Annotated in this window: 24 protein-coding genes and 1 other RNA gene; 20 read left to right on the top strand and 5 right to left on the bottom strand. The window is 47.0% G+C overall.

Annotated features, from left to right (window positions below):
• Window positions 1-20 precede the first annotated feature (20 nt).
• The 18 genes from LGZ98_RS01545 (at window position 21) to dinQ (ending at window position 13,295) form a co-directional block, all read left to right on the top strand.
• Complete coding sequence (locus tag LGZ98_RS01545) at window positions 21-1,145, top strand: DUF2586 domain-containing protein (RefSeq protein ID WP_262977621.1); 1,125 nt, start codon at window positions 21-23, stop codon at window positions 1,143-1,145.
• A complete protein-coding gene (locus LGZ98_RS01540; RefSeq protein ID WP_046975130.1) occupies window positions 1,142-1,597 on the top strand; it encodes a phage protein in 456 nt (151 codons plus the stop codon). Before LGZ98_RS01545 ends, LGZ98_RS01540 begins: the two co-directional genes overlap by 4 nt.
• 12 nt (window positions 1,598-1,609) lie before the next feature.
• Window positions 1,610-1,903, top strand: coding sequence for a phage holin family protein (locus tag LGZ98_RS01535; protein WP_046975131.1), 294 nt, complete (start codon window positions 1,610-1,612; stop codon window positions 1,901-1,903).
• A complete protein-coding gene (locus LGZ98_RS01530; protein ID WP_046975132.1) occupies window positions 1,900-2,238 on the top strand; it encodes a M15 family metallopeptidase in 339 nt (112 codons plus the stop codon). Before LGZ98_RS01535 ends, LGZ98_RS01530 begins: the two co-directional genes overlap by 4 nt.
• The gene (locus tag LGZ98_RS01525) at window positions 2,235-2,627 is read left to right on the top strand and encodes a hypothetical protein (protein WP_082111228.1); all 393 of its coding nucleotides are present in this window, start codon (window positions 2,235-2,237) and stop codon (window positions 2,625-2,627) included. The genes LGZ98_RS01530 and LGZ98_RS01525 overlap by 4 nt, the downstream gene beginning before the upstream one ends.
• The gene (locus LGZ98_RS01520) at window positions 2,548-2,745 is read left to right on the top strand and encodes a hypothetical protein (protein WP_228901008.1); all 198 of its coding nucleotides are present in this window, start codon (window positions 2,548-2,550) and stop codon (window positions 2,743-2,745) included. The genes LGZ98_RS01525 and LGZ98_RS01520 overlap by 80 nt, the downstream gene beginning before the upstream one ends.
• On the top strand, window positions 2,729-2,998 hold the full coding sequence (locus LGZ98_RS01515; protein ID WP_046975134.1) for a putative phage tail assembly chaperone: 270 nt from the start codon (window positions 2,729-2,731) through the stop codon (window positions 2,996-2,998). The genes LGZ98_RS01520 and LGZ98_RS01515 overlap by 17 nt, the downstream gene beginning before the upstream one ends.
• Window positions 2,999-3,048: 50 nt before the next feature.
• Window positions 3,049-3,189: a DUF6890 family protein gene (locus LGZ98_RS01510; protein WP_158537808.1), complete on the top strand. Its 141-nt coding sequence runs from the start codon at window positions 3,049-3,051 to the stop codon at window positions 3,187-3,189.
• Complete coding sequence (locus LGZ98_RS01505) at window positions 3,186-5,291, top strand: phage tail tape measure protein (RefSeq protein WP_262977599.1); 2,106 nt, start codon at window positions 3,186-3,188, stop codon at window positions 5,289-5,291. Before LGZ98_RS01510 ends, LGZ98_RS01505 begins: the two co-directional genes overlap by 4 nt.
• Window positions 5,284-5,631 carry a DUF2590 family protein gene (locus tag LGZ98_RS01500; RefSeq protein WP_046975136.1) on the top strand — a complete coding sequence of 116 codons (348 nt, stop codon included), beginning with the start codon at window positions 5,284-5,286 and terminating at the stop codon, window positions 5,629-5,631. The genes LGZ98_RS01505 and LGZ98_RS01500 overlap by 8 nt, the downstream gene beginning before the upstream one ends.
• A complete protein-coding gene (locus LGZ98_RS01495; protein WP_262977598.1) occupies window positions 5,609-6,793 on the top strand; it encodes a baseplate J/gp47 family protein in 1,185 nt (394 codons plus the stop codon). The genes LGZ98_RS01500 and LGZ98_RS01495 overlap by 23 nt, the downstream gene beginning before the upstream one ends.
• Window positions 6,786-7,442, top strand: coding sequence for a phage tail protein (locus LGZ98_RS01490; RefSeq protein ID WP_046975137.1), 657 nt, complete (start codon window positions 6,786-6,788; stop codon window positions 7,440-7,442). Before LGZ98_RS01495 ends, LGZ98_RS01490 begins: the two co-directional genes overlap by 8 nt.
• Window positions 7,443-7,451: 9 nt before the next feature.
• Window positions 7,452-9,260, top strand: coding sequence for a phage tail-collar fiber domain-containing protein (locus LGZ98_RS01485; protein WP_052760829.1), 1,809 nt, complete (start codon window positions 7,452-7,454; stop codon window positions 9,258-9,260).
• Window positions 9,260-9,880, top strand: a complete 621-nt coding sequence (locus LGZ98_RS01480) for a tail fiber assembly protein (RefSeq protein WP_262977597.1) — start codon at window positions 9,260-9,262, stop codon at window positions 9,878-9,880. The genes LGZ98_RS01485 and LGZ98_RS01480 overlap by 1 nt, the downstream gene beginning before the upstream one ends.
• A 20-nt stretch (window positions 9,881-9,900) precedes the next feature.
• Entirely contained in the window at window positions 9,901-10,608 is a 708-nt protein-coding gene (locus LGZ98_RS01475) for a hypothetical protein (protein ID WP_229015686.1), read from the top strand.
• A complete protein-coding gene (locus LGZ98_RS01470; protein WP_046975140.1) occupies window positions 10,580-11,116 on the top strand; it encodes a baseplate complex protein in 537 nt (178 codons plus the stop codon). The genes LGZ98_RS01475 and LGZ98_RS01470 overlap by 29 nt, the downstream gene beginning before the upstream one ends.
• Window positions 11,116-12,765: a type VI secretion system Vgr family protein gene (locus LGZ98_RS01465; protein ID WP_046975141.1), complete on the top strand. Its 1,650-nt coding sequence runs from the start codon at window positions 11,116-11,118 to the stop codon at window positions 12,763-12,765. The genes LGZ98_RS01470 and LGZ98_RS01465 overlap by 1 nt, the downstream gene beginning before the upstream one ends.
• A gap of 458 nt (window positions 12,766-13,223) precedes the next feature.
• Entirely contained in the window at window positions 13,224-13,295 is a 72-nt protein-coding gene (dinQ, locus tag LGZ98_RS24175; protein WP_390904640.1) for a damage-inducible type I toxin DinQ, read from the top strand.
• 464 nt (window positions 13,296-13,759) lie between these two features.
• On the opposite strand, the gene LGZ98_RS01460 is transcribed toward dinQ, so the two are convergent.
• From LGZ98_RS01460 to smpB, 3 genes are all read right to left on the bottom strand, one after another.
• Window positions 13,760-14,029, bottom strand: coding sequence for a helix-turn-helix domain-containing protein (locus LGZ98_RS01460; RefSeq protein ID WP_046975142.1), 270 nt, complete (start codon window positions 14,027-14,029; stop codon window positions 13,760-13,762).
• Window positions 14,030-14,870: 841 nt separating this feature from the next.
• Window positions 14,871-15,234: a transfer-messenger RNA gene (gene ssrA / locus LGZ98_RS01455) on the bottom strand.
• Between the two features lie 50 nt (window positions 15,235-15,284).
• Window positions 15,285-15,767 (bottom strand): SsrA-binding protein SmpB, encoded by a 483-nt coding sequence (smpB, locus tag LGZ98_RS01450; protein WP_015833415.1) that lies wholly within the window; start codon window positions 15,765-15,767, stop codon window positions 15,285-15,287.
• A gap of 156 nt (window positions 15,768-15,923) precedes the next feature.
• Here smpB and LGZ98_RS01445 point away from each other — a divergent pair, with 156 nt between their 5' ends.
• Entirely contained in the window at window positions 15,924-16,358 is a 435-nt protein-coding gene (locus LGZ98_RS01445) for a type II toxin-antitoxin system RatA family toxin (RefSeq protein WP_112872053.1), read from the top strand.
• On the top strand, window positions 16,351-16,644 hold the full coding sequence (locus LGZ98_RS01440) for an RnfH family protein (RefSeq protein WP_112872052.1): 294 nt from the start codon (window positions 16,351-16,353) through the stop codon (window positions 16,642-16,644). Before LGZ98_RS01445 ends, LGZ98_RS01440 begins: the two co-directional genes overlap by 8 nt.
• 55 nt (window positions 16,645-16,699) lie before the next feature.
• On the opposite strand, the gene bamE is transcribed toward LGZ98_RS01440, so the two are convergent.
• Both bamE and recN read right to left on the bottom strand, forming a co-directional pair.
• Complete coding sequence (bamE, locus tag LGZ98_RS01435) at window positions 16,700-17,047, bottom strand: outer membrane protein assembly factor BamE (protein WP_228901018.1); 348 nt, start codon at window positions 17,045-17,047, stop codon at window positions 16,700-16,702.
• 195 nt (window positions 17,048-17,242) lie between these two features.
• Complete coding sequence (recN, locus tag LGZ98_RS01430; protein ID WP_113044323.1) at window positions 17,243-18,904, bottom strand: DNA repair protein RecN; 1,662 nt, start codon at window positions 18,902-18,904, stop codon at window positions 17,243-17,245.
• Window positions 18,905-18,992: the final 88 nt, after the last annotated feature.

Raw genomic sequence — 18,992 nt, 5'->3', positions numbered from 1 at the left:
GCGCATTGATAAGGGATTAAATTATGTGGCCACATGTTCAGGTTAACCAAGTTAATCAACTGCAAGGCGAAACAAGGGAAATTGAGCGAGTCTTGCTTTTCGTTGGAACGGGAAAAACCAACGTAGGTAAAACCATTGCGGTTAATACCCAGACGGACTTTGATTCTGTACTGGGAACGGCACAAGCCGCCCTGAAACGTCACGTACTGGCCGCAATGGCAAATGCGGGGCAAAACTGGTCTGGCTATGTTCATGTGTTGCCGGAATCGGCGGATGAATTGGCGTTTGTTGAGGCGGTGACGTCGGCGCAGCGTATAGCCAGTATTGAGGGCTATGCGCTGACGGTCGGTGCAACCAAAGCCATCATTAAAGCTGCGCAAACCTTGCGAGCCAACACGATGGCTAAATTTGGTCGCTGGCAGTGGGCCATTCTGACGGTTGATGGCACACAGGTAAAAGAGACTTGGGCGGATTATGTCACCCGCCTGGCAGAGCTACAAAAGGGCGAAGCTGTGGCATCGGTGCAACTGGTGCCGTGTCTGTGGGGCAATGAGGCGGGTGTATTGGCAGGGCGTTTATGTAACCACACTGTCACCGTGGCGGACAGTCCCGCACGGGTACAAACCGGGGCGTTGATGGAGTTGGGTTCAACCGATTTTCCAAAAGATGGCACAGGTCAGCCGATTGATCTGGCAACCTTGCAGGCATTGGAAAAACTGCGTTTCAGTGTGCCGATGTGGTATCCCGATTATGATGGCATGTATTGGTCAGAGGGTCGCACATTGGACGTAGAAGGCGGAGACTACCAGAGTATCGAAAACTTGCGGGTTGTCGATAAAGTAGCGCGTCGAGTGCGCTTGCAGGCTATTGCTAAAATTGCCGACCGTAGCTTAAACAGCACGCCGGGCAGTGTCGCAACGCATCAGGCATACTTCGCCCGTACCTTGCGTGAAATGTCGCGCAGTACTGAAATTAACGGCGTGACTTTTCCGGGGGAAGTGAAATCCCCGAAAGATGAAGACGTGGTGATTACATGGCGTAATAAAAACACGGTGGAAATTTATATCACTGTTCGTACTTACGAATGTCCGAAAGGGATCTCGGTGAGTCTGTTGCTGGATAGTAGTCTGGAGAAAACCGCATGAGCAAACGTATTTCAGGCCAGTCGGTTGATTTTAATATGGACGGGGATCTGGTTCATGCGGAAAAGGTCAATTTGTCCATTACGGACAACACCGCCGCCGCCCAAACACAGGGCGTACCGGATGGTTATATCTCCGGTGATGTGGCGGCAGAGGGGGAGATTGAACTCAGTACCAAATATCTGGAGATGGTGACCGCTAAAGCGCGCGCGGTGGGTTCATGGCGGGGTATTCAGCCCGTCGATTTGATGTGGTATGCCAAGGCCGGTAACGAAGAAATCAAAGTTGAGGCTTACGGCTGCAAGCTGATTGTCAGCGACATTTTGGACGTTGATCCGAAAGGCGGCAGTGTCATGACGCATAAAGTGAAATTTGTGGTGACCAGTCCCGATTTTGTGCGCATTAATGGCATTCCCTATCTGGAAGCGGAATTGACACAAAGCCTGATAGGGTAAAGAGGCGTGTTCATGGAAGAGCATGAGAAAACCTTTGTGACGCTGGTGCTATTGGGGGCACTGATTGCGTTAGGAAAGATGCTAACAGGCGATGAGCCGATCACCCTGCGGCTTTTCATTGGCCGGATTATCTTAGGGTCGGCTGTGTCAGTGATGGCGGGGGTATTGCTGATTTGGTGGCCGGGCATCAGCCCGATAGCGGTGACTGGGATAGGCAGCGCATTAGGGATTGCCGGCTATCAGTTAATTGAAGTTTGGCTACGCAAGCGCGGCAGCGCTTTGTTAACAGGGAAGTTAAAGAAATGACACTGAGTGAAAAACAGCAATTATTTGCGGTACTGGTCGCACAATTGATCTTATGGGCGGACGAACACGGTTATCGCCTGACTTTAGGCGAGGCTTATCGTACACCAGAACAAGCGAAGTTAAACGCTCAGATAGGGAAAGGCATTGCCAATAGCCTGCATATTCAGCGGCTGGCGATAGATCTGAATTTATTTATCGGGGGCGAGTACCAGACAAACAGTCATGCTTATTTACCGTTAGGAGAATATTGGGAATCTCTTGGCGGCACGTGGGGCGGGCGATTTTCTCGGCCGGACGGCAATCATTTCTCACTGGCGCATAATGGGGCGAAATGATGTTCAATGCCCGGATGCTGTATTTGACTTTCCTGGCATTGGCATTCTGTGCAGGCTGGCGAGTAAACCATTATTACCGTGACAGTCTGGAGTTGAATATCACACGGGCAGCGGATGCCGCAGGGGGAAAAATCAGGCAGGAACTGCAACACATTTCCAGTGTATCCGCCCGACAATTGGAAAATAAGTTAGAAGGGATAGCCCATGCCGCCCCACGAGAGATTCATACTGAAATGGTTCGGCCTGTTTTTACTCATGTGTGCGTTAGCCCTGAATTTGTCAGGATGTACAACGATACAGCCGAAAGTATTGAACGAACACTATCAGGAAAACTTACTGACAAAATGTCAGGACAGATTACCGAAACTGACGGGAACAACCGGAAATAATCTGGCAAATGTTATAATGGATTATTCCAAATTATATGGTCATTGCGCCGCACGGCATAATCAATTAGTGGATGAAATTAATAAAAGAAAGGAATTAACCTATGAGCAAAGAAAATAAAGTCATTACTTTAATTGTCGGTGAAAATGAAATTACATTCGAGCCAAATATTGTTGCTTATAATAGCATGATTAACGATATGGCAATGGATAATAAGGTTGTCCCCATTGTTACCTATTTGCGTCGTATTGTTCAGCCTGCGTCTAAATCAATTTTAGATGAATGGTTAAAAATACCCGGTGCTGCGATGCAAATCGTTGAAAAGGTCAATGCCGAATATGCGCCAAAACTGGAAATTGAAATAAAAAACTAAATACGCGGGTTAAATCCATTGATAACAGCCTATTTGAACAAGCATTAATATTGCGCCGTCATTATTTACCGAATGAGAATGATAATACGGACAATTTAGCCCGTGCAATTTGGCTGGATAATCGTTATTGGGAAAATATGCGGATCGCAACCGCGAATGGTATTGCATTGGCATTAAAGGGTGAACCATGAGGCAATTAGATTTTACATTAAGCCTAATTGATAAACTGACACAACCGCTTGCCAGTGCGAAAGCGGCCGTTTCTGGGTTTGCCAAAGTATCACAAACGGCGTTTGAAAAAATTGCAGTCGGCGGCGCAGGGTTAGCGGGGACATTCTGGTCAATTAAGGGGGGGCTTGATCCGGCTATTCAATGGGATGATGCGATGACAGAGGCATCACTCCAAGGGGTTGATAGTGGCGTGATGGCGAAAGTGGCGGCGGATGCCATGAAATTCAGTTCATTGTATGGCAAGTCATCGATTGAATTTGTGCAATCAACGGCGGAAATCAGTAAGAAGATTAGCGAACTGTCACAAAATGACTTACCGCAGATGACTAACATCACCCATATCACCGCCGCTGCCTTGAAATCCAGCGCGGCAGATACGACTAAATATATGGGGCAGATGTTTTCGAATTTTTCCAGCCATGCTAAAGCCGTGGGGAATATTCAGTTTGCTGAGGAACTGGCGGGAAAAGCCATCATCATGTCGAAAACATTTGGCGCCAGTATGGAGGAAATCGCGGATTTGATGGAAGGGGCCCGCGCAGCAGGAACGCATTTCGGGGTAGGTATTGATGAACAATTGGCGGTATTAGGGGAATTGCACCGTTCATTGGGTACAGAGTCCAGTAGTGTTTATGAATCGTTTTTGACTGATGCCGCTGAGGGTGCGAAAAAACTCGGTATCAGCTTTGTTAATGCGTCTGGTCATATGCTAACCCTGCCGGAAATGTTGGAAAAGCTACAGACCAAATATGGCAGGAACATTGAGGGCAATCTCAAGGCACAAAAGGAAATTGAGGAGGCGTTTGGCGATTCTGCCATTGTCGTAAAACAATTGTATGGCAATGTGGATATGCTGCGTAAGAATATTTCGGCGTTAGGGGCCAATGATGGCCTGAAACGTGCTCGTGAAATAGCCGAGCGGATGGCGAACCCGTGGGCGCGGTTACATGCTATTTGGCAGAATATCCGTATTGCCGTAGGTTCAACAGTGCTCCCGGTTATCTCTTCACGGGTCAATAGGCTTGCTAATGCCGGTCAATTACTGGTGCGCTGGCTGAAACTGTTTTCGAATATCGCCCGCTGGGTCGGTTATATCACTCTCAGTATTCTGAGTTTTGCCGCTGCGGGGGCTGCCGCCAATCTCGTCATGGGCGTATCTAAATTTATCTGGATTGGCCTTAAGGGGATTTGGGCGGCTTGTACGCTCGTTATGAAACTAGGTACGGCGGCGGTGTGGCTCTATAACGCGGCCATTATTGCATGGAACACCACATTGCGCGTGTTACATGGGGTATTGTTGGCTGTCAGGATGGCGGCCTTTTTAGCGGGTATTTCATTCAGCTTTATGACCTGGCCGATCTTACTGATTATTGCCGCTATCGCGTTGCTGGCTGTTGGCATTTATCTGCTTATCAGGCATTGGGATGCCATCAAAGCGGCCATGATGAACACAGCCGTCTTTAAGATGGTGGCGGCGTATGTGAAATGGGTTGGCGGGATATTCAGTGCGGTTTGGGATGGGATCGCCGAGGGTTGGAATAACCTGTGTAACGGGTTTAGCCGTTTTTCACTGGCGGATACCTTTTCGGGCATTGTGGAGAGTATCGGCAATATTTTCGGCGGCTTATGGGATTGGCTGATGAAATCCTTTTCCGACAGCTACCATTGGATTATCGATAAATTAAATGCTATTCCCGGTATCAATATTGAAACCCAGGCCATTGAAAAAATAGTCGCTGAACCAATGGGAAAAGCGACGGCTCCCAATATGGGCATAGGGGAAAATCCCCCAAAATTGATGACGCAATCCAAGGGTATTTTTCAGGGGCAACCTAAAGCCATGATCCAGCCTGTGCAAGCGATTAAACCGCCAGAAAACGAGCGTGCATTAACGGGCGGGAAAAAGCAGGGTATCGGTAAGAATGGCATGATAAAAGGGATAACAACCCATTCACAGACCATCAATGATAACAGTCGCCGAATTGAAAATGTGACGTTGAATATTTCCAACGGGATGACACCGGAGCAATTAACGGAATGGGAACAAGTGGCACATGGATGAGCCGAAATATATTGATTTATTCATTAACGAGCGCAATTTTACACTTAATTCAGGGAATGAACCGCATTTCTGTCATAACCGTGTTTCTATCGGTCAGGATTGTGTACACGCTATTATTGAAAGTGGTCTGGCAACTGAACTTATCGCCGAACGCAGCCCAACATTACGGGCAGACATTCACACACAGATAGGCATACTGGTCGAAGACGATGAGCGGATTATTCCGGGAACCGTCATCATTAATGAAGAATCACCCATTAAGTTATGGATAACCGCCGAAACTTATGATTTTGGCCGTATTAACGTGAGTGTGAGCAGTGGAAACGAAACCGACGATTGATTATGAAAAGGTCTTACGTGATAGCGGGATGCCAACCACGGAAGCCGACATCAGCACGGCATTCGCTAAAGTGGTCGATGAAGCCGGGTTGGTGACCAACACCTCGCGGATGTCCCCGTTTTGGCGGTTGATTAACACCCTAGTGACACGCCCTGTGTTATGGCTGAAAGCGGTGTTAATCCATGTCACCCTAAAAAATATGTATTTGGCGACCGCATCGGGCACATGGCTGGATATGTTTGCGTGGGGCGTCAACCTGAAACGTAAACCCGCATCCGCTGCGCAGGGTGTGCTCCGCTTCTATAAAACCGCAGGTGCATCGATGGTGACCGTGCCCGCCGGAACGGTGATCCAGACTGAACGCATTAATGGCGAAATCTATCGCGTCAGCACCACGGAAAGCGTAGTGATGGCCGACAATGTGTCCAGTGCCTTATTGCCTGTCAGAGCAGAAGCCGCAGGCGGTGCTTTCAACCTTGCCCCCGGTTATTTTCGTATCCTGCCCGTGGCAGTGTCCGGCATTGAGCGAGTACAGAATGAAGAGGGTTGGCTATTGATGCCCGGTTCAGATGCCGAATCCGATGATGATTTGCGTGACCGCTGCCGCAACCAATATAACTGGGTGGGCAACTATCATACTGATGCGGTTTACCGTGGCATGATTGCCGCTGTGGCAGGCTTAAGCATTGACCGCATTTTTTTCCTGCATGATGCGCCTCGTGGCGCCGGAACGGCAAACGCCTATTTGTTGCTGGATTCTGGGGTCATCAGCCAGCCCTTTATTGAGGCAGTGAACGATTACATCACCCATCAGGGTCATCATGGGCATGGGGATGATATGCAGTGTCTGCCGATGCCCGAAACGCACCATGAATTATCGGTCATGCTGTTTGTGGCAAATCTGGCGAACTACAGCCAGGAACAGGTAACAACATTAAAAACGGATGTTGAAAACCTGATCCGCTGCGCCTTTCGGGAAAACAGGGAATATCACGTGAAAAAAACCTGGCCGTATGCCCGATTTTCCTTTTCCAACTTGGGACGAGAAATACACCGTGAATTTGCCGAGATTGAATCGCTGACCTTTTCATTGGGTGACATTCTGAGTGATTTAAGTGTGCCCAGGCTGCAATCACTGATAATTGAGGTGAAGAATGTCTGAATTCAAGGAACGACTCAAGCGGCTGGCCTTGCCGTCATGGATGGATAAGGGAGAACCCGCCAAACTGCTTTGGGCCGCGCGTGAGTTCTGGTCAATGATTTACCGCTGGTTGACATGGCCGTTAGCCCAATTGGATGCGGAAACTTGTTCGGCGGAATTACTGCCGATGTTGGCCTATCAGCGGGACATCCAGCGCTTTAACGGTGAACCGCTGACATTATTTCGTAAACGGGTGAAATACGCGTTTATTAATGCCAGAGAGGCGGGCAGTGTCGCGGGATTTATCGCTATCTTTGAACGTTTAGGTGTCGGCCATGTTGAATTACTGGAACGACAACCGGCGATAGATTGGGATGTGATTATTTTGCGCGTCAGTGACGGACAAGTCGCTGAAAACCCTGATTTGCTGATGAGCATCATTCATCAGTATGGCCGCACTTGCCGCCGCTACCGTTTTGAAGTGATGACGAATAAAAAACTGTTTATGCATGTGGGCAGTTTAGGCGCGGAATATTGCTGTTATTACGCGGCTATGTCCTCGCCGTCCTTGCTATTAAAAGTGGGTTACATGTCGGGTGAGTCCGTTTTTGATAGCGCCAGTTTAAAGGAGATTACTGCACCTAATATGACCTACGGTGCATCATTATAAGGAAATAATATGGCATCAGTGATTACAGTAGACTTTGAGAAATGGAAAGCGCAGCAGGCCGCGGCGGGAAAACCCGTGGTTTTGGATGAGTTTGTTTTTGCTTATGTGCCGGATTTAGATCCCACTCTTGCCATTAATCGCGATGAGAAATTACCCGCAGAAAGTCATATTGTGCATCGTCAGGCTGTTAATAAAACAGGGTTAGCTAGCGAAAATGCGGTAGCCTACAGTGTCACATTGGGAACGGAAGCCGGTCATTTTGATTTTAACTGGATTGGTCTGATAAATAAGGCTTCTGGCATTATTGGCATGATTACCCATGCCCCAACTCAGAAAAAAATTAAGACCGCTAACGGATTACAGGGAAATGTATTCACCCGCTCTTTCTTGCTAGAGTTTGAAGGGGCAGCCAAAGAGACGGCTATTACGACTACGGCGGAAACCTGGCAGATTGATTTTACCGCCCGTTTATCTGGCATCGATGAAATGCAGCGTCTGATGAATACCGACAGTTACGGTGAGGCGGCGTTTTTCGGTGATGGATTTTCCGTGGTTCGTCGTGGTGACCAGTACACGGTCAAAAAGGGGCTGGCTTATATCGGCGGGTTGCGGGGTGAGTTGGCGTTTGACCAAACACTTAACCGCCTGCGCGATACCCGCGTTTATGCGGATTTTAGCTATCAAGGCAATTTGGTCAGCCAGTGGAAAACCGCCGTTCATATCACCGCCGCCAATGATCTTAAAAACTACATCGATGCGGCAGGGTATCTGCATTATGTCTTTGCGGTTGCGGGTGTTGATGGTCACGGAGATGTGATGGATTTGCGCATTAAAGGGTCATTGAATGACCGTGATATTTCCGCTATTCATCAAGAGATTGATAGCGTGAAACGGAAATATGTGACTCAGCAGGCATTGGAAAGCGGTCTACATGGGAAACAGTCGAAAGGGGACTATGCCACTAATTCCGCATTAACCGTTGTCAGCGAAAACGCCAATAGTCGCCTGGCTAAAAACCAGAACGGCGCAGATATTCCCAATAAGAATGAATTTGTCAAAAACATAGGTTTAGTGGAAACCGTCGAACAGGCAATGAATGCTGTACCGAATGACAGGAGAATTAACGGGAAATCGCTATCGTCTGATATCAGTTTGATGGCGGGTGATGTTGGCGCCTATCACCAGACTACCTATATGACTGAGCTACCCGGCAGGCATTATTCAGGGCCATTTTCTTGTGGTCGGGAAAATGGATGGGCCAAAGGGGTGAGTATCGGTGTAGGGGGTGACACGGGGCAAATTTGGATTGATGCCGATGCACAGTTGCACACCAGATTTCTCAACGCTAACGGTGCCGTAGAGCAAAAGATTACGATGGGTATCCCGATTGGCGCCACTATCGAATGGCATGCGGCTGCGCCGATACCCGCCGGATATGAACCCAATGAGGGACGCGCATTCCGTGCGGCAGATTACCCTGAGCTTGCCAAAATTTTTCCCGACCTGAAATTACCCGATGACAGAGGCTTATTTAAGCGTGGTCTGGATAGAGGACGTGGTTTAGATTCGGGTCGTTCGTTAGGGAGTGTTCAAGGGGACGCGATCAGAAATATCACAGGATCATTAGGTAGTCCCACTATTGAGAGCGGGAGCAACGCCTCTGGTGCATTCAGCTACCAGTATAAGGCAGGCGGTCGCGCCGCCGGTGCCGGTGGTGGGGTGATTTCATGGACATTTGACGCGTCGAGAGTGGTCCCGACCGCAAATGAAAACCGACCTGTCAACAAATCAGTGATTTATATTACGAGGGTAAAGTAATGACTAAATATAGTGCAGATATTCAAATGGCCCGGTTTGATGAGGATGGGTTAGCCATTGTTAGCGGATGGGTTGCGGTTTATCGTTGTCATCCTGAAACACGGGAATATATTGGGGCCGATATGGATCACGTGCCACGCGGTTTTTCTGTTGCGGCTAATGCGTATCTGGATGAGCCTGAATTACCTGACACGCATGACGTTGCGATTTGTCGTTGTGTAGATGAAAAATCCTGGCGACATGTGCCTGACTATCGGGGTAAAACGGCGTATGCAACCGATACAGGCCAGCCGATCAATATTACCGCCATCGGTGCGTTGCCAGATAATCTTACCCTGCAATCACCCCAAACCCCCTTTGATAAGTGGGAGAATAAGCAATGGGTCACAGATAAATCAGCCCTAAAATCTCATCAAATTGAACAGGCTGAACAGCAGAAAATCGCTCTACAGCAGCAGGCAGATGCGGCAATTAAACCCTTACAGGATGCCATTGATCTGGATATCGCCACGGATGCCGAAAAATCAGCGCTCGTGGAATGGAAAAAATATCGTGTGCGGGTGAACAGAGTAGACCTTTCAACTGTCCCCGATATCAACTGGCCTGAGCAACCCGCGTGATGAATTGGCAACGGAAAATAATGCGCATATCCCCGAATATGACGGGAATGCATTGCTCGATGCTATCCGTCCATCCGTTCGTATACGGTATCGGGCAGAAAGCGGACAGCGGTCACTACCTGAGTCCGGCAAACGCCATCAATTATCTGGCAAATAAAATCCGGGGAACGGGAAACATCAGCGCCGTGGTACTCATGATCTGCGCGAAGACGCATAATGAATTTATCCAGCATTTAACCCAATTTTCAGCGGTGTTGCCGTTGCCTGTATTTTCTCAGGTCACCCGAATGGCAAAGACAGCGGAACGTCTGGCGATCACCAAAATGCAATTGCCTGGGAAATCGGGCAGCGGTTTGCCTCCGTTGCAACCATTTTCAACATCAACCAGCCGCATGGCCGTGAATGCGCAATTGATTGAGCAGGCTAAAACACAGGTTAGCGCCGGCAGCAGCATTGCGGGATTGAAATCACAATTAACAAACTTCACGACGGTAAGACAGAACGCCTTACAACAAGTGACTGCCGCTCTGAATGGCGTCAGGAACAAATCGACCCGTGTCTGGGTATGCTCAGGGAAAGGGAACGGCGTACTACTTGCCGAAAAACTGTGTCAGGATACCCCCGAACAGGACGCTGTTTACACGTTGGCGACATTATTTGTTGGGGACGATATTCGCGCATTAGAAAGGATGCTACATAATGAGCCAAATTATCACACTGGCCCTTGATGGCGAGGCCATCCCATTAAAAAGTCTGACCGTAACCCCATCGGTGATGTTTCAGGACACAGACCAAAGCGGCCAGTCATCCAGTACCGCCGTAGCGGAGCAAGGCATTAAGCCCAAGGAATTACGTGTTACGGGGATCATCCCCTTTACTGAGCAAAAAACGTTGTCACGCCTGTTTACATTGGCGGAGGCCAAAGATAAGGGAAATCTGAAACGCTACCGTGTCGCTAACCTGACCGCAGGTGCTATCAACTTTCGCATCGGGACATTCACCCATACTATTGATGCCAGTAAGATCGACGGTAAACAGGCATGGCAGGTCACATTTACTTTACGTGAACATTTATCCGTTGCTGAAAAACGTGATGCCCGTGTTGCCGATAATATTCAGGCCAAAAAGCAAACAGGCCAGGGGGCCGCCGCCGCAAAAGAAGCGCCGGAAAAATTAAGCTGGTTTGAAAGCAAAGTATTGAAACCCATCAATGACAAAATAGGACCCGCTAAATAATGACACCGATTAACCGGCTCTATCTTTCCGGTGATGAAATTCATCTGGTTGACGCCAATATTATGCTGGAACTGTCATCCTGTGGCCGTGGTTTTATCACGGCGGAAACGACATCCGATTACACCGGAAAACTGGTACGGCTGGACGTGGGTTACACGGATTTGGTATTACGCTGGTTTACGGGTTATGTGGAACGTTCACAGCCAGCCCAAAACGGTTATCAGCGTCTTTTTGTGCGTGAATTGGTTGGTGTGTTTGACCGATTATGGTCGTGTTCATTTCAGCATCCAACACTGAGCCAGATTGCGGATTGGTTGCAGGAGTACAGCGGACTCACTTTCACATTACCGGATGCTCCTTATACGGAGACACCCATCCCGCATTTTACCCATCATGGTACCGGCTATCAGTTACTGGCTAATCTTGGGCAGGTTTTTTCGATTGAGGATTATCTCTGGCATCAGTTGCCGGATGGTTCGGTTTATGTGGGCAGTGGGGCGCATTCGATGTTTGCGGGAAAACCGGTAGAGATCCCCAATGAATTTAGCCAGCGCCAGTCCGCAGGCAATACGATGACCATTCCTATGATCCCATCGTTGCGCCCAGGCGTGGAGATCAACCAGCACCGGCTGAACAAGGTCAATCTGAACAATGCAAATATGGTCATTACATGGGAAGCCGTCAACAAACTGACCGGTCAGTCGCAGACCAAAACGCCAATGCAGCGCCAGATTGATGCCGCCTACCCCGAATTATCGGCAGGGCTGCATTTACCCAAATTTGCCCGCATTGAGGCACATACTGAAAACACGGTCAGCGGCGATATCTCTAACCCATTCCGGCCACGCTATGCGGTTGATGTGCAATTATTGGCTGATGATGGTCAGGATGCCGCTGTCTCTGTTTACCACGCTGTTCCGCTGCCTTTGCCGATGGCGGGCAGTGAATCCGGTATGTTCCAATATCCGCCTGTCGGAACGATGGTTGAAATCGCCTTTGAGGCAGGCAGGCCGGACAAGCCCTTTATCCGGCAGACATTAAGCCAGGGCAATACCTTGCCCGATATCAAGCCAGGCGAGCAATTGCAGCAGCAGCGGGCGGAAGTCTCGCAGAGAGTGACTCAGGAAGGGCACTGGATTCGTCAGACTGACCAAACTATTCATGAATTGTCTATGCACCGTGAAGTCAGGGCAGACACGGAAACGCGTACCGTAGTCGCACGGGAAACCACGATACAGGCCACGGATAAAACCACGGTTTTGGGCACGTCTACGCTATTGGCGGGCGCTGTCCAGCAAATCGCAGACGGTGACTATAGTATGGCGACCTCATCAAATTTCGTTGCCAGTGTAGGGAAAGAGGCCAATATTGAAGTCGGGCAAAAGCTGATAGAGAAGATTGGTCTGCTTAAGCAGAGCATCGCCGGTGCCAGGCAAGAAATCATCGCGCCCGTGGTTTGGGTGGGCAGCCAGCAAATCAATGTCATGACCTTGATGTTAGAGACGTTGGATGTGGTTAAAGCACTGGCGGAACAGACTGCCGCCCATACGCACCACAACACAGGTACGCCGGAGAACGCCAACGCGATAAGGAACACGGCCTATAAATCGGATAGGCTGAAACAGAAATATTCGCCTGTGATTGGTTGACTTTCAGTCTGGCAGTGTTGTTTGTTTTATAGTCATGTTATAGGTTGATATTTCTGATTCTAAGCATTAGACTTCTTATGTTAGTTGAAGTGGATCGCGCTAAGGCCGAGGCTACCAACCCGGTTAAGAGCACAAAAACAGAGGTCCTGCTTAAAGGTAAAAACAAAAAACCAACCTCACCAGTTGGTTTTTTTGTTTTTACCTATCTATTAATCCATTGAATCATATCCAAATAAACTTATAATCAACGGCTGTTAGTTGAGGCGCGTTTTGGCCTGTGTATCTCTTACGCAAGTTTTCGTAAGTCCTGGCTGAATACAGGTGGTGCTGATTCAGAGCCTTGGTCGGAGCGCGATCCACTTCAACTAACATTGATGAGAACCAGACGGACAGGCAATGTAAAGGCAATGGCTGGGTAAATCGTGCTCCTCAACTGGAGCAAACGGGTGAAAGCATTTATTGACTCTGCTATCATCGTTCTCAAAGCGTTAATCGCGCTTTTAGAGCTGATCCGTGCATTTCTGAAATAGATAACGGAAACGTAGCTAAGGCCATCGGGGTAACCTCCCGGTGGCCTTTAACATTTACCGCTTTTGCTCAAGCAAGCCACTCTTGTTTAAGTGGCCCAATATACTGATCTAACAGCTTAAATTTGGTAATCCCGACCGGACTTGAACCCGTGTTCAAGCGGTTATTGCTCCGGTAGTATGGGAGGATAGCCAACAGATTAGTGTAGTTTACCGCGAGTCATACACATAATAACATTGGGATGTCTTTTTAAATGCGGTATCAATCAACGCTACGGGTTATGATGGTCTGAAATACAATTATCTCGCCCGCAACATGCGGGCTTTTTTATACTTTCATAGAGCTTGAATACAATTCTGATATTAAATGAATGGGCAGTAAGTGTAATAAAAAACTGATAATTCAGCGTGTTATATTAGCTTAGTGATTTAAAAGTTGTCGTTACTTTTTTGGATATAGAAATAACTTATGTGATATCAGAATTGTTTGGTAAATCATTTCGGACGGTTCGTTTGATAGGCTGCTTATTTTCATCAAAATACCGACTGGGCCATATCTCAGCAGGTGTGACACCAATTTCCTGAGCAATCAGTAATTCCCCTTTAGGCCAAGGGCGCGTTAAAGCATTTGCTAATGTTGAAGAACTTAAACCGTGCTCCCTGGACAATGATGCCAGCGTTTTATTCTTCTTGCGTATCGCAGCGATAATATCGGCGGTATGCCAGTCTTTTTTCATATTCCTGCTTACCTCTTTGGTGGTGGCGATTCAAACAGGGTTCGCAGTACCGGAGAACATCCAATCCGGCGAGGCATAGCCTCCCCTGCCTGAACCGCCATAGAAAGAGCGATAACAGGCACACTGGTAAGAAAACAACCTTACCAGTGGGATGTTCGTTCAAGGCTGCGACCCCCTGACCATCGGATTTTGCCGATAGCAGTGCTACTTTAACTGATTGTATTATCTGACTCAAGAATCAAATAAATACCTTAGTGACGGTTTGCCTCGCTGCGCTTATGACGAAATAAATGAATTTATGGCGAAAACGGCACTACACCGCACCCGCCTGCACGTTTTGGATCAAAAAATTTTTTCAGTTTTAAAATCCTACGAATCGAACAGCCAAACCGTGCCAGCACTGGCATTGTGAGAGAAGCAGCAAACTGAAATGATTGAAAAGATTTTCAGGGAATTTCAGTTTTTGGATCAAAAGAGGATCACGGATAAAATCCCAATACAATGATATTAAAGGAAAAATTATATTTTGCGTGGAAAATAAAATCACGGAGGAAAGCCGTGCTTTATCATAAAAATTAGATAAGGCCGGTTTTACTGGATATATAGAACTGAAATTATTTTCTCCTTTTGCATTATGACAAGGAGAAAGTGAAAGTATTAAAGTGAGCTTAATTCATTAATAAGCGCAGGGTTACGTTCAAGCATCTTAAGTAGTTTCAGTGATGAACCAGAAGGAATGCAGCGGTGTCCATTGATGCCCATAAAAATAAAATAGATGGACGTAAAGTGGACATTGGACAAACAAAAAGGGCTACACTTTAGTGTAACCCCTTGATTTATTTGGTGGAGCTGGCGGGAGTTGAACCCGCGTCCGAAATTCCTACATCCTTGGTACTACATGCTTAGTCTAATCTTTACATTCGCTTGCCAGCTGCGGATAGACACGCCACTAACAAACTAGCCTGATTAGATTTAACGCTTCAACCCCAGGCAAGGCATCCACGCGATCTCTTTTGGGTTTGACCTCTCTTGATCCCCGTCCTAAGAGCGGAGGCTAGGGAGAGAGGGCTCTGCGCAGGTTATTAAGCTGCTAGTGCGTATTTTTCGTCGTTTGCGACTATTTTTTTGCGGCTTTTTACGAGGCCAACCGCCCCTCGGCATGCACCTTGGGTTTCGCGAATCCCGTCGAATCCAGAATCAGCCCCAAGTGTCTTAAACGCAAGTATATCAGAATACTAAACCATAATGCCAGAATTTATCGCCCAGCATTCTTCATAATACGCGCTTTGTCTAATTTCCATTCACGTTCTTTGATGTCCGAACGTTTGTCGTGTGCCTTTTTGCCTTTCGCTACGCCAATTTTGACTTTGCACCAAGCATTTTTCCAATAAAGAGATAAGGCAACAACGGTATAACCTTCACGATTGACTCGACCATATAACGAATCAAGTTCGCGTTGATTAAGTAAGAGTTTGCGTGAACGCATTGGATCACAGACGACATGGGAAGAAGCTACATTTAACGGAGTGATGGTGGCACCAAAAAGATAAGCGTCGCCATCTTTGAGCAAAACGTAACTGTCGCTGATGTTAGCTTTACCAGCGCGCAGTGATTTGACTTCCCATCCTTGTAACGAGAGACCCGCTTCAAATTCTTCTTCAATGAAGTATTCGTGACGAGCTCGTCTATTCATGGCAATGGTTGCCGAACCGGGTTTGTGTGCTTTTTTCTTTGTCATAGTGTATGCATTATACTGAATGCTTTGGTGAAAGAAATCTTTTCCCGCGCATATTTGCTGATTAATGCGTGTTTATTGCATTATACGCTGACAGTTTTTTCTTTGATCACGTATAGGTGATATTATTTGCTACAATTAAGCCTTACAGGAAATTATATGCCACAGATTAGTCGCTCTGCGTTAGTACCGTACAGCGTGGAACAAATGTATAAATTGGTCAATGATATCGATTCTTACCCGGATTTTTTGCCGGGGTGTGTCGGCAGTCGGGTGCTGAGTGTTAGCAGTAACGAAATGACTGCATCAGTCGATGTTTCGAAAGCGGGTATAAGTAAGACTTTTGTTACCCGGAATATTCTGGCCGATAACCAAAGCATCAATATGCAACTGGTCGACGGGCCTTTTCGTAAGTTGATGGGAGGCTGGCAGTTCATACCATTGAGTGAAGATGCCTGTAAAGTTGAGTTGCACCTTGATTTTGAATTCACTAATAAGCTGATTGAATTGGCTTTCGGTAAGATTTTTAAGGAGCTGGCTGGAAGTATGGTGCAGGCTTTTACTCTGCGTGCACGCGAGGTTTATCGTGTCTGATATCAATATCGAAGTTGTTTATGCATTGCCTGATCGCCAATATCTGCGTACGGTGAAATTGGCTCAAGGCTCAACTGTTGAGCAGGCAATAGTTGCATCAGGTTTACTGACTTTGCGTAATGATATTGATTTGCAAAAGAATAAAGTCGGAATTTATAGCCGTCCTGTCAAGTTGACGGATATTTTGGAAGAGGGTGATAGGGTGGAAATTTACCGCCCATTATTGGCTGATCCAAAAGAAATGCGTCGTAAGCGTGCTGAGCGGGCTAAAAATAATGCTCAATAATTACTATAGACAGTCAGTTATCTATTTTTTTGACGGACTGTCTATATTTCTTCGGTTATTGAAGATCTTCGGTAAGCGAATTTTCGTTTTTAATGTCAGTCAGTACACCATTACTGTCAAATGTCAGGGTCAGAGTTTGCTGAGTTACTTTTTTGTGCCCAGGTTGCTGACGGAATACATAAAACCACGTTTGAGTCCCAAACGGGTCTTGTAACATGGGTGTTCCTAATGTGTAAGCTACCTGTTGCTGGGTCATTCCCTTGTGGATTTTTGATACACTAGTCGGTGTTAGGTAGTTCCCCTGATTAATGTCAGGGCGATAAACAGCCCGTTCCAACGTAGAGCAACCCGCAGTCAGCATAACGAATGATATAGCAGCGGCAGTCAACATTTTACAGTGCATGGTAATTACATTCCTTTAGGAGTCAGGGGGTTGATAATAATAGACCTTGACGAAATTGAAAACCTTTATACCCGTTATCTTTCAAGTTGCCTCTTTGTTGGCTACGCTCACTCACCCCGTCGCGATGCATCTTGAAATCCATAGGGTATACAAGCTTTAGCTATGACCTTAAATATACGCAAAAGTTGTATCAAATTACGCTGCTAGCAGCTCTTTAGCGTTTGCCAGGGTATTTTTTGTTACTTCACTGCCCGCGAGAAGCCGCGCCAGCTCTTGTAATCTGGCTTTTTTATCCAGCAGTTGCATTTGAGTTTCAGTTTCTTCACCGTCAGTCTGTTTACTGACATAAAAATGTTGGTGACCACAACCGGCTACTTGAGGCAGGTGGGTGACGCACATAACCTGTGTAGATTCGCCTAATTCACGTAACAGACGGCCGACAATTGCAGCTGTTGGGCCGCTGATACCGACATCCACTTCATCGAAAATCAAGGCGGACGTTTCCATTTTCTTAGCCGTTATAACCTGAATTGCCAGCGCAATACGGGAAAGTTCACCACCTGAAGCAACTTTTGCGAGAGATTGGTGTGGCTGACCGGGGTTAGTGGTGACGTTAAATTCAACTTTATCTGAACCATCAGCATTCAGATGTTCAGGTGCAAAAGAGACATCAATGGTAAAGCGACCATGAGGCATGGCGAGTTGATGCATACTGTGAGTAATGAGTTCACTGAGTTCTTTAGCATATTGTTGGCGAACCAGATGCAATCTTTCTGCAACTTCCAATGCCAGCTTATGGTGTTTATTGACCTGCTCGCTAAGGTGGGTGCAGTCATCTTCTTGCTGCGCCAATAGTTGCTGTTCTTCTAATAATTGTTGATGTAGTGAAGGAAGTTCTTCCGGTGCAACGTGGTGTTTGCGGGCCACTCTAATTTGTTGTGAAATTTTTTGTTCCAGCTCAAAAAGACGATTTGGGTCCATATCCAGTTGATCACCGTAATGGCGGAGTTCATCGCTGACTTCATTAATTTGAATGGATGCTTCTTCTAACATGGTGAGTAATTGACTGAATTTATCATCCATAGTAATGAGTTCTGCCAGTTCGTGTTTGGCGTAGTTCAGCAGACTGGTAATATTTTGTTCATCGTTATCACTAAGTAACTGGAGTGCGGTTTGGCTGACAGATAGTAGCTGACCACGGTTTGCTAGCCGTTTATATTCATTATCTTGTTCTTGATATTCACCTGATTGTGGTGCCAGCTCATTGAGCTCTTTTAAGTGATACTCCAGTAACTGTTGACGAGATTGACGTGCAAGCGCCTGTTGTTGGAATCGAGCCAGATCCTGACAACTTTGGTGCCATTGCTGATATGCCTGTTTCATTTCATTTTGCAGATTGAATTGATTAGCGTAAGTATCAAGCAGGCGTTTTTGGTGGCCGTTATTTAATAGTAATTGATGGGCGTGCTGACCGTGAATTTGAATAAGGTGGGTACCCAATTCGCGTAATTGGGAAATCGGTACGGCAGTGCCATTGATAAAGCCTCTGGAACGACCATCTGACGTTATTGTACGGCGTAGTAAGCATTCATTACTGTCATCAAGTTGGTGTGCTTCTAGCCATTGGCGAGCAGAAGGCGTATCAGAAAGAGAAAACCGGGCACAAATATCAGCACGAGAAGCCCCGCTACGCACCATATTGGCCTCACCACGATTACCCAGACATAAACCTAATGCATCAATTGCGATGGATTTACCCGCGCCGGTTTCACCTGTGATGGCTGTCATGCCTGGCTGGAAGTCAATTTCAAGCTCACGAACAATGGCAAAATTGCTAATGGTTAACTGGGTGAGCATCACACTTCTCCTGTGTATAAAAACACCTCTGTATCTTCATACAGTATAAACTGGTTTTTTATACAGTAAAGTAGTGAGACCTAATTTT

The organism is Photorhabdus kayaii, assembly GCF_025384895.1.
Lineage (GTDB): Bacteria > Pseudomonadota > Gammaproteobacteria > Enterobacterales > Enterobacteriaceae > Photorhabdus > Photorhabdus kayaii.
The sequence above is the reverse complement of the archived record's forward strand: the minus strand, read 5'-3'. Positions and strand labels throughout refer to the sequence as shown.

Bases quoted from the DNA above. Each gene is read 5' to 3' on its own strand.
- LGZ98_RS01540 (WP_046975130.1), top strand. From the start codon at position 1,142: ATGAGCAAACGTATTTCAGGCCAGTCGGTTGATTTTAATATGGACGGG.
- LGZ98_RS01535 (WP_046975131.1), top strand. From the start codon at position 1,610: ATGGAAGAGCATGAGAAAACCTTTGTGACGCTGGTGCTATTGGGGGCA.
- LGZ98_RS01530 (WP_046975132.1), top strand. From the start codon at position 1,900: ATGACACTGAGTGAAAAACAGCAATTATTTGCGGTACTGGTCGCACAA.
- LGZ98_RS01525 (WP_082111228.1), top strand. From the start codon at position 2,235: ATGATGTTCAATGCCCGGATGCTGTATTTGACTTTCCTGGCATTGGCA.
- LGZ98_RS01515 (WP_046975134.1), top strand. From the start codon at position 2,729: ATGAGCAAAGAAAATAAAGTCATTACTTTAATTGTCGGTGAAAATGAA.
- LGZ98_RS01505 (WP_262977599.1), top strand. From the start codon at position 3,186: ATGAGGCAATTAGATTTTACATTAAGCCTAATTGATAAACTGACACAA.
- LGZ98_RS01500 (WP_046975136.1), top strand. From the start codon at position 5,284: ATGGATGAGCCGAAATATATTGATTTATTCATTAACGAGCGCAATTTT.
- LGZ98_RS01490 (WP_046975137.1), top strand. From the start codon at position 6,786: ATGTCTGAATTCAAGGAACGACTCAAGCGGCTGGCCTTGCCGTCATGG.
- LGZ98_RS01485 (WP_052760829.1), top strand. From the start codon at position 7,452: ATGGCATCAGTGATTACAGTAGACTTTGAGAAATGGAAAGCGCAGCAG.
- LGZ98_RS01480 (WP_262977597.1), top strand. From the start codon at position 9,260: ATGACTAAATATAGTGCAGATATTCAAATGGCCCGGTTTGATGAGGAT.
- LGZ98_RS01475 (WP_229015686.1), top strand. From the start codon at position 9,901: ATGCGCATATCCCCGAATATGACGGGAATGCATTGCTCGATGCTATCC.
- LGZ98_RS01470 (WP_046975140.1), top strand. From the start codon at position 10,580: ATGAGCCAAATTATCACACTGGCCCTTGATGGCGAGGCCATCCCATTA.
- LGZ98_RS01465 (WP_046975141.1), top strand. From the start codon at position 11,116: ATGACACCGATTAACCGGCTCTATCTTTCCGGTGATGAAATTCATCTG.
- LGZ98_RS01460 (WP_046975142.1), bottom strand. From the start codon at position 14,029: ATGAAAAAAGACTGGCATACCGCCGATATTATCGCTGCGATACGCAAG.
- smpB (WP_015833415.1), bottom strand. From the start codon at position 15,767: ATGACAAAGAAAAAAGCACACAAACCCGGTTCGGCAACCATTGCCATG.
- LGZ98_RS01445 (WP_112872053.1), top strand. From the start codon at position 15,924: ATGCCACAGATTAGTCGCTCTGCGTTAGTACCGTACAGCGTGGAACAA.
- bamE (WP_228901018.1), bottom strand. From the start codon at position 17,047: ATGCACTGTAAAATGTTGACTGCCGCTGCTATATCATTCGTTATGCTG.
- recN (WP_113044323.1), bottom strand. From the start codon at position 18,904: ATGCTCACCCAGTTAACCATTAGCAATTTTGCCATTGTTCGTGAGCTT.